Annotated in this window: 9 protein-coding genes and 1 pseudogene; 4 read left to right on the top strand and 6 right to left on the bottom strand. The window is 39.5% G+C overall.

What is annotated here, in order from left to right; genetic code table 11:
- The 3 genes from ABYK33_RS11270 to ABYK33_RS11280 form a co-directional block, all read left to right on the top strand.
- The coding region (locus ABYK33_RS11270) for a GspE/PulE family protein (protein ID WP_373033315.1) at positions 1–1,260 on the top strand (1,260 nt) is incomplete at its 5' end.
- A 5-nt stretch (positions 1,261–1,265) separates the two neighbouring features.
- Complete coding sequence (locus ABYK33_RS11275) at positions 1,266–1,829, top strand: prepilin-type N-terminal cleavage/methylation domain-containing protein (RefSeq protein WP_373033316.1); 564 nt, start codon at positions 1,266–1,268, stop codon at positions 1,827–1,829.
- Positions 1,830–1,900: 71 nt separating this feature from the next.
- Positions 1,901–4,234: an ATP-binding protein gene (locus ABYK33_RS11280; RefSeq protein WP_373033318.1), complete on the top strand. Its 2,334-nt coding sequence runs from the start codon at positions 1,901–1,903 to the stop codon at positions 4,232–4,234.
- A gap of 107 nt (positions 4,235–4,341) precedes the next feature.
- On the opposite strand, the gene pyrE is transcribed toward ABYK33_RS11280, so the two are convergent.
- The 3 genes and pseudogenes from pyrE to secG form a co-directional block, all read right to left on the bottom strand.
- The gene (gene pyrE / locus ABYK33_RS11285) at positions 4,342–4,959 is read right to left on the bottom strand and encodes an orotate phosphoribosyltransferase (RefSeq protein WP_373033319.1); all 618 of its coding nucleotides are present in this window, start codon (positions 4,957–4,959) and stop codon (positions 4,342–4,344) included.
- Positions 4,960–4,961: 2 nt separating this feature from the next.
- The gene (frr, locus tag ABYK33_RS11290) at positions 4,962–5,519 is read right to left on the bottom strand and encodes a ribosome recycling factor (protein ID WP_373033320.1); all 558 of its coding nucleotides are present in this window, start codon (positions 5,517–5,519) and stop codon (positions 4,962–4,964) included.
- 303 nt (positions 5,520–5,822) lie between these two features.
- Positions 5,823–6,155: pseudogene (gene secG, locus ABYK33_RS11295) on the bottom strand (preprotein translocase subunit SecG); the annotation flags it as partial.
- Between the two features lie 119 nt (positions 6,156–6,274).
- On the opposite strand from secG, the gene ABYK33_RS11300 reads away from it, so the two are divergent.
- Positions 6,275–6,997, top strand: coding sequence for a methyltransferase domain-containing protein (locus ABYK33_RS11300; RefSeq protein WP_373033321.1), 723 nt, complete (start codon positions 6,275–6,277; stop codon positions 6,995–6,997).
- Here the strand turns inward: ABYK33_RS11300 and ABYK33_RS11305 are convergent.
- From ABYK33_RS11305 to ABYK33_RS11315, 3 genes are all read right to left on the bottom strand, one after another.
- Positions 6,978–7,391: a thiamine-phosphate pyrophosphorylase gene (locus ABYK33_RS11305; protein WP_373033322.1), complete on the bottom strand. Its 414-nt coding sequence runs from the start codon at positions 7,389–7,391 to the stop codon at positions 6,978–6,980. The genes ABYK33_RS11300 and ABYK33_RS11305 overlap by 20 nt on opposite strands.
- On the bottom strand, positions 7,384–8,070 hold the full coding sequence (locus ABYK33_RS11310) for a Bax inhibitor-1/YccA family protein (RefSeq protein ID WP_373033323.1): 687 nt from the start codon (positions 8,068–8,070) through the stop codon (positions 7,384–7,386). The genes ABYK33_RS11305 and ABYK33_RS11310 overlap by 8 nt, the downstream gene beginning before the upstream one ends.
- A gap of 71 nt (positions 8,071–8,141) precedes the next feature.
- Positions 8,142–8,318: a hypothetical protein gene (locus ABYK33_RS11315; protein ID WP_373033324.1), complete on the bottom strand. Its 177-nt coding sequence runs from the start codon at positions 8,316–8,318 to the stop codon at positions 8,142–8,144.
- Between the last annotated feature and the right edge of the window lie 227 nt (positions 8,319–8,545).

Genomic DNA, 8,545 nt, shown 5'->3' on the forward strand with positions numbered 1-8,545 from the left:
ACTGACTTTGAAGAGATGGCAACAACTTCAGATGAGCTCATAGAGGCAGAATCAGACCTGCTGGAATTTATTCGTAATTCACAAGACCTCCTTTCGAGTGAAGAGTCTGCTCCTATCATAAAACTGGTAAATTCACTCTTCTTTCAAGCCTTACAAAAAGGGGCAAGTGATATTCACATTGAAAGTGGAGAGAAAAAAGGTGAAGTGCGTCTACGTATGGACGGAGCACTGAAAAAACATCTTGATCTTGATAAAAGTATTGTGACATTGGTGATCAACCGTATCAAAGTCATATCAAATCTTGATATCTCAGAAAAGAGAGTACCTCAGGATGGACGTACACAGTTAGCTATTTCCGGCAAATCGATTGATGTGCGGGTGTCAGTCTTGCCTACCTATCATGGTGAAAGAGTCGTCATGCGTATACTTTCCCAAACAGAGCATATCCCTACACTGGAGTCTTTAGGTTTTGTAGAAGATATCACCAAAGATCTGTATAAATTGCTCAACCATGCACATGGCATGATATTGGTCACAGGACCCACAGGTTCAGGTAAGTCAACTACACTTCATGCCTGTTTACAGCATATCTCAACTCCGGACAAGAACATCATCACGGTAGAAGACCCTGTGGAATACAATGCAGATAACATTTCTCAAATACAGGTAAACACTAAAGTGGGCCTAACTTTTGCAGCAGGGTTACGTTCTATCTTGCGACAGGATCCTGACATCATCATGGTGGGAGAGATTCGTGATAGTGAAACTGCAGAAATTGCACTTCGCTCAGCGCTAACCGGACACCTTCTTCTCTCTACACTGCACACCAATGATTCAACCTCTTCTTTAAGCCGTTTGATGGATATGGGTATAGCAGACTTCCTTGTCTCTTCTACGTTATTGGGCGTATTGGCACAAAGGCTTACGCGTAAACTTTGTGTACATTGTAAGGAAGAGACAAAACTTGCCCCCGCAACTGCACAGGAGATAAATGTCCCTGAAGAGAATTTATATTTTAAAGCGGTTGGGTGCAAAGAGTGTGACTTTACAGGATATAAAGGTAGACAAGCCATTGGAGAACTTTTTATCATCAATGATCACGTGAAAGAAATGCTGAAAGATGGATTTAATGACCATCAAGTTAGAGATGCTATGAAAAAGAATGGTATGAAAACCATCGCCGATAAACTTAAAGAGATGCTTATCACAGGGGATACAAGTTATGAGGAAGCCATTCGCGTTGGGCTGATGGACGGCTAAGGTACATGTCTAACCGTAAAGCATTCACCCTTTTAGAAGTACTTATCTCCATTGCCCTTATGGGTATCGTCATTGTGGCACTCTTCTCTTCTGTGGACATGATGCAAAATTCCAATCAACAGCTTGCACAATATTTGGAAAAGTCTAAAAAAATTACTAAAGCTATGAAAGTATTGTATTTGGATATTTTGGCTTCTGATGGCAACATTACCATTCAAAAAGATGAATTTAGCAGAGTCTGCATGGAAGAGACACAGAACTCTCTTTATGCACTTCCTGCAGCAAAAGTGTGTTGGATTGTTCTGAAAAAAGACAATACACTGGCACGTATAGAAGGGAACAATTACAAGTTACCCGTAGGATCAGAAGAGAGAGTCGAAGTAGACAGCATCATGAATAACATAGAGGTCTTTGATGTCTACCATGAAAAGGACAAGGTCTTGGTCCTACTGCAACAACAAGGGAAAGAACCTGTTAGTTTTATGCTTCAGGGGATCACCAAAACAGTACCAAAGAAGAAAACTACAAAAAAAACACCAGCTGGGACGACTCCGGCACCTACCACATAATAGACTCAAACGAACTAAACAAACTTTCGCTAAAATAGCTAGTATGTATTTTTATCATGAAGGATTATGGGATGCAAGAGATGTATGAAAAGTTGGGATTGTTCTATCTGGGTAAAGATATCGATAAGCAAAGTATGGATGCCACAGAGGCACTGACACTGCTTAAAAATAAAAACTTCACTACCCATGCCGCGATCATTGGTATGACAGGTTCAGGAAAGACTGGACTGGGTGTCGGCATCATTGAAGAGGCTGTTATAGACAATATTCCTTCCATTATCATAGATCCAAAAGGAGATATGGGGGACTTGTGTCTTACTGATCCCAGCTTTTCTCCGACATCGTTTGAGTCATGGGTTGCAGACGAAGCGAAGTCCAAAGAATCTAACGTCAGTGAATATGCCACGAAGATATCAGCTATGTGGAAAGAGGGTATAGAGAGTTGGGGACAAAGTACTGAGCGTGTACAAAAATTTCATGATGTGAAAAAAACCATCTATACCCCAGGCAGTTCTGCAGGGGTATCTATCAACGTGATGAGTTCTTTGGAGGTGCCACCTACCCAGATCATGGAAGACAGTGATACTTTTGCTTCGTACCTCAAAAGCACTACAACCTCACTACTCTCTTTGGTGGGGATAGATGCCGATCCTCTAGAATCAAAAGAGTACATTTTACTTGCACAGATCATTACAAAATCATGGATAGCGGATGAAAACCTAAGTATAGAAAGCATCATCGGAAAGATACTCAATCCTTCTTTTAAAAAGATAGGTGTGCTTCCTCTGGATGATTTTTATCCTCAAAGTGACCGTTTCAAGTTGGCGACTAAATTCAACGCACTGCTTGCAAGTCCGAGTTTTTCACTTTGGCTGCGGGGAGAGAGTCTGGACATCCAAAAACTGTTGTATGATGAAAATGGTAAAGCCAAAGTAGCCATTTTCTCCATCTCTCATCTTAATGATGATGAGCGCATGTTTTTTGTCACGTTACTGCTCAATAAATATATCGCATGGATGCGTCGACAAAGTGGTACTTCTGCACTTAAAACCCTACTTTACATGGATGAGATCTTTGGTTTCTTCCCACCTACCAAGAACCCGCCAAGCAAAGAGCCCATGTTGCTCCTTCTGAAGCAGGCAAGGGCTTTTGGCGTAGGTGTGGTACTCAGTACGCAAAATCCTGTAGATTTGGATTATAAAGGGCTTTCTAACATTGGGACATGGTTTATAGGCAGATTACAAACGACACAAGATATAGAGAGGGTTATCGATGGACTTGGAGGCAAAGTAGGTTCGAGTTTTGATAAAAATGAAATTAAGAGTCTTTTATCAAATTTAAAAAAGAGAACCTTCTTCCTGAAAAGTGCACATTTGGATGATATTAGACTTTTTAGTACACGCTGGGTAATGAGTTACCTTAAAGGACCACTCAAAAGAGATGAGATCTCTACACTTATGCAGGAGCAAAAGTCTGTACAGAATGTAGAAGTTCAGACGGTGGAGAGTATGGTTGACAATACTTCAGCGCTAGAAAGCTACCAAAATATTGATGCATCTATTCCTCAATACTATGAGCCGGATACCTCTGAACAAAATATATTTTCTGCAACTTTGGGTGCGAAAGCAAAAATACATTTTTATCAACAGAGAAGAGGTATTGATATAGACAAAGTGCTTGAACTATTTTTGCCTCTTACTGAAAAACAACAACGTATTAAATGGGAAGATGCAGTAGAAGAAGAGCTTGGGTTCGAGAGGTTCCCCCATGCCGCTCCTTCAAATGCAAAATTTCATCCTCTCCCTGATATTATTTTGGAGGACAAGAGGTTGGCAAAAACAATAAGAGAATTAAAAGAGACACTGTATCGAGAACATCAGTTGGAGTTATTGCGTTGTATTTCACCTAAATTGGAGTCTCAAGTAGAAGAAACACGGTCTGATTTTATCGTACGTCTGCAAGATATGCTTAACGATAAAAAAGAGATCGAAATTGAAAAACTTCAAACACGGTTTGGCAGCAAAGAGAAAACACTGCTAGCCAGACTTTCTCGCGCTAAAGAACGTGTAGAAAAAGAAGCATCAGACTCTACCGGATCCATGATAGAAGCCGGTATAGCTGTACTTGGCGCCTTATTTGGACGTAAAAGTACAACAAGCATAGGTCGTGCAGTCAGTAAGGGGAGTAAGATTCTCAAAGAGCGCGGAGAGATGAGCAGGGCAGAAGAACGTATGGTGGCTGTCGAAGAAGAGATAGAAGCACTGGAGTATGAACTGGAAGATAAAATTGATGCATTAAATGAAAAATACAGTACAGACAACTGCGAGATAGAGCCATTTAGCATTAAGCCAAGAAAAACTGATATAGATGTGGAAATATGTGCTGTTGTATGGAGAGTTGTCTAATGAATATAAATATTAAAAGCGACTAGTCGCTTGGGCACTTTGCCGAGAAGATCTCGGCGATAGCGTAGAAAAAAGTAGCTTTACTTCTTTTGCGTTATTAGTAGTCTTTAGCCTTTGCTCCCCGGTTTTATCGCAGTACTTCCATCTTTACACATAGGGCACTCCTCAGGAGTGTACATTTCAAAAGTGAAGTCATCAAGGGCAAATAGTGGTACATTAGTTGGAAGGCTGCACTCTTCTTTAACATCGGCATCGCTACCCACACGTTTACAGAAACCTCTGTTGGCCAAAGAGGCAAATGCCACTACGATACCGCCTAGAGCTTCTATAGCTTGAGCAGCTTTTAATGCAGAACCACCGGTCGTGATAATATCTTCACAAATAATGATCTTCTCACCCTTTGTTACCTCAAAACCACGACGTAACTCCATGCCTCCCTCTTTCTTTTCAACAAAGATAGAACGAACATCCAGTGAACGAGCAAGCTCATATCCGGCAAGTACGCCACCTAAAGCAGGTGCACACACTGTATCTACTTCAATACCATTTGATCTGATCATCTCAGCCAAGGCATCCGTAAGCAAAGAGGCTTTTTTGGGATATTCAAGTACTTTGGCACTTTGAAGATATCTGTTTGAGTGATTTCCACTGGCTAAAAGAAAGTGGCCTTCAAGTAAAGCATTAGCATCTTTGTAGGCTTGTTCTACATCATAAGACTTTTGCATACTTATACCTTGAGGATATCAGCTTCTTTTGTTTTAAAAGCCTCGTCTATTTTGGCTATGTGCTCATCGGTTAATTTTTGTATTTGATCTTGCGCTTTTTTAGACTCGTCTTCACTGATCTCTTTATCTTTCTCAAGCTTTTTGATCTTGTCATTACCGTCTTTTCTGACGTTTCTGACAGAGACTTTTGCGTGCTCAACCATTCCTTTGGCTTGCTTAACGATCTCTTGTCTCTGATCACTTGTCATAGGAGGGAAAAAGAGTTTGATGAAGTCTCCATCATTGTTCGGGTTCACACCGATGTTCGCTTCCTGAATCGCTTTTTCAATCACAGGAAGAAGAGACTTCTCCCAAGGAGTAATACTGATCGTTGTTGCATCTGTAGCGATGACATTACCTACTTGGTTTAATGCAGTCATCGTTCCGTAGTAGTCTACTTTAACGTTATCTATGATCCCAGTGGTTACTCTTCCTGTTCTTAACGTTGAAAAATCTCGCTTAAGAGCGTCGATACCCTTTTCCATGTTCTCTTGTGTCTGTTCGAAAATCTCATTTACCATAACTTTCTCCTTGGCATTATTTAGGGAATTTTACCCTTTTTTACCTTGTTATGTATTTAGATAGTATTTTGAAGGGAAGATATAAAGAAGGGTTTCCTTCTTTATATCTGCTTAGTTAGCAGTTGGGGCAGCAGGTATTGAAGGTGTAGTGTTTTCTGATGTCGTTGGTGTTACTGGCACAACAGCATTGCTTGTAGGAACGCTACTGTCTGTAACAGTTGGTGCCGCAGGTGCAGTGTTTTCCGATGTTGTTGGTGCTACCGGTACATCAGCATTGCTTGCAGGAACAGTACTGTCAGTAACCGTTGGTGCTGCAGGTGCGGAAGGTGCAGCGTTTTCTGCTGTGATTGGTGCTGCAGGTACAGCAGCATTGTTTGCAGGAACGATACTGTCTGCAACAGATGAAGTATTTGCTGAAGTGTACAGGTATCCCAAGGCTAAAGTATTAACGATAAATGCAAAAGCAAGTGTAAAAGTCAATTTTGCAAGGAAGCCAGTTGGTCCTTTTGCTCCAAATACAGACTCGTTGCTTCCACTGTATGCGCCAAGACCTATACTTGAACTTTTCTGCAGAAGTACTGCGATTGTGATTGCCAGCGCAAGTACGATTTGTATGATTAAAAGTGTTGATGTCATCTATGCCTCTTTATGTTGTTGGATAGCCCATTGAAATTTGGGTATAATTTCGGCGATTATACCCAAAAAAGTTTGAAATGGTGATGAAGATCATTATTTCGTGTAAAAGGAGGGAATCGATGTCTAATGTTATTCAAGAGTTTTCTCGTTTTGCGCATGAGTATGATACTTACAATGTCATTCAGGCGGAGGTTGCCAAATTATTGGTAGAAAAACTCTCCTCTTCTGATTATGCAACAATTATAGATATTGGGTGCGGTAGCGGAGAAGTCTATAAGAATCTAGAAAAAAACAAGGTGGCCTTTGATCATCTTATGGTACTGGACTCTTCCAAAGAGATGTTAGCTATACACCCCTCTTCGGAGAAGATTGAGAAAAGATGCGCTGACTTCAATAGGATTCAAACATTTGAAGAGCTCTCATTGCCTCCAAAGACACTTGTCCTCTCCTCTTCTGCCTTGCAATGGAGTCAAAATCTGGATTTTACTCTGTCTGAGATATCAAAAAGATCACACCATGCCTATTTTGCTATTTTTACATCCAACACGTTTAAAACTTTACATGAAACAGCCAATATAACGTCACCTATTTATAGTACAGCAGTATTGAAAGAAACGATAGAGAAATATTATCATGCTGAGTTTGAGTTAAAAGAGTATAGACTTTATTTTGAGACTGTACGAGAGATGTTCAATTATATTAAAAAAAGCGGGGTAAGCGGAGGAGAGAAACAACTTACATATAAGCAGACTAAGCAAGTTATGAAGAGTTACCCTTTGGACTACTTAGAATTTGAGGTCTTATTTGTTAAGGCTGCTTCTTTCACTTTTTCTGCTTCATAAAAAAGGTTTTTTCTACAGCATACAAACCATAACGTACCTCTTTACAAAGTTCAGATAATGTATGGTCTATAAGTTTAAAACTCTCCTCAAGGACGCGCGCAGACTCTTGTGCTCGTGAAAAGTTTGCTATCATCAAATCATTGATACTGCTGCGAGACAATTCAGAACTAATACTCTCTTTTTGTACATCATTTTCTATATCTCTGTATTGTAAACGATTTTGATCATACGCGCTTTGAAGCTTATGTCGCAGTGTTTTAAGGGAAGAAGTTAGGGATTTGTCATTGTAGATATAACGATTGATATCTTCTATCACTCGTATACCTTCTTTAAGTCGGTTAAGATTGGCATCGATAAGACGCTCAATCTTTTCCGAAGTTTCAGCTTTAGTCATCACTTCCAAAAATTCCAAGAAGTTGGAGTAGTGCTGTAAACATATTTAGAAAGTCTAAATAAAGAGATACTGCTGCATCTACAGGTGAGTCATATGCACCATTTGCTATGTTCTGTGTATCATAGATAGTAAAAATACTAAATAAAAGTAAGATACCCGCAGTAATGATCACATGCATCATTGGACTTTGAAGTATGAATATATTAACAAGGGAAGCAATAATTACCACGATAAGTGTAATAAAAAGTGGTTTTCCCCAACTTGAATAATCCGTCTTACTATTAATTGCGAACAGACTTAAAGCACCAAAAAGAACAGAAGTCATTAGGAAAGCATTCCCTATTACTGCACCATTTCCTGCACCGATGAGCGAAGCTAAAAGTGGAACGAGTGAGACACCTGTTAAAAAAGTAAAGACAAAAAGCATTGCTAAATTAAGTCCTGGTTTACCTCTTGTCATACTGAGTCCAAAGAAAAGTACTAAAAGTTCAGCACCGAAGATGAACCACTTGTATTGCATGATCATCTCTGCATAAGGCATAGTAACATAAGCTCCTGCCGCAGCAGCGATCATACTTGCCGCCAATAGTTGGTAAGTTTGTTTCATGAAGCTTACAGATGCGCCTTCTTGAACGTATCCAGCTTCTGTTGATGTATAGTCTCTATCATATAAAGCCATAATATTCCTTCAATTGTTAATTTAATGCAAAGTATAGTCCAGAGAGATTAATCTAAGGTTAATAAGAGAATTTACTCTATTCCTCTTTGCAGTTGTAACTTTTTGTATTCATCTCTTGCTTTTTGAGCATCTGTTTTGTTGCTTTGGATCTGAGTGCTTCTTTTTTCCTCTGTGGAAGAAGGCACTTCAGCCGTATCCATACATGCAGTCAAGATGAACAGAGAAAAGAGTAGAAAAAATAGACGCATAAATGTCCCTTCAGTATTTACCTAATGTAGGATTATAAAATACTACACTTAAATATAGATATAAATGAGTAAATTTTATATATAATATGTAAGTAAATAAGAAATTTCAACAAATTTCCGATAAAAGCTAAAAAACCCTTGACAAGAAATAAGTTCGGTGCTATAATACGCGTCCAACAACACATGGACGGTTAGCGAGTTGCTAGCAAGAGTGTTATTGAATGATC

This window comes from Sulfurovum sp., assembly GCF_041562805.1.
In the GTDB taxonomy this organism is placed as follows: domain Bacteria; phylum Campylobacterota; class Campylobacteria; order Campylobacterales; family Sulfurovaceae; genus Sulfurovum.

Bases quoted from the DNA above. Each gene is read 5' to 3' on its own strand.
- ABYK33_RS11300 (WP_373033321.1), top strand. From the start codon at position 6,275: ATGTCTAATGTTATTCAAGAGTTTTCTCGTTTTGCGCATGAGTATGAT.
- ABYK33_RS11315 (WP_373033324.1), bottom strand. From the start codon at position 8,318: ATGCGTCTATTTTTTCTACTCTTTTCTCTGTTCATCTTGACTGCATGT.
- frr (WP_373033320.1), bottom strand. From the start codon at position 5,519: ATGGTAAATGAGATTTTCGAACAGACACAAGAGAACATGGAAAAGGGT.
- ABYK33_RS11305 (WP_373033322.1), bottom strand. From the start codon at position 7,391: ATGACTAAAGCTGAAACTTCGGAAAAGATTGAGCGTCTTATCGATGCC.
- ABYK33_RS11280 (WP_373033318.1), top strand. From the start codon at position 1,901: ATGCAAGAGATGTATGAAAAGTTGGGATTGTTCTATCTGGGTAAAGAT.
- ABYK33_RS11275 (WP_373033316.1), top strand. From the start codon at position 1,266: ATGTCTAACCGTAAAGCATTCACCCTTTTAGAAGTACTTATCTCCATT.
- pyrE (WP_373033319.1), bottom strand. From the start codon at position 4,959: ATGCAAAAGTCTTATGATGTAGAACAAGCCTACAAAGATGCTAATGCT.
- ABYK33_RS11310 (WP_373033323.1), bottom strand. From the start codon at position 8,070: ATGGCTTTATATGATAGAGACTATACATCAACAGAAGCTGGATACGTT.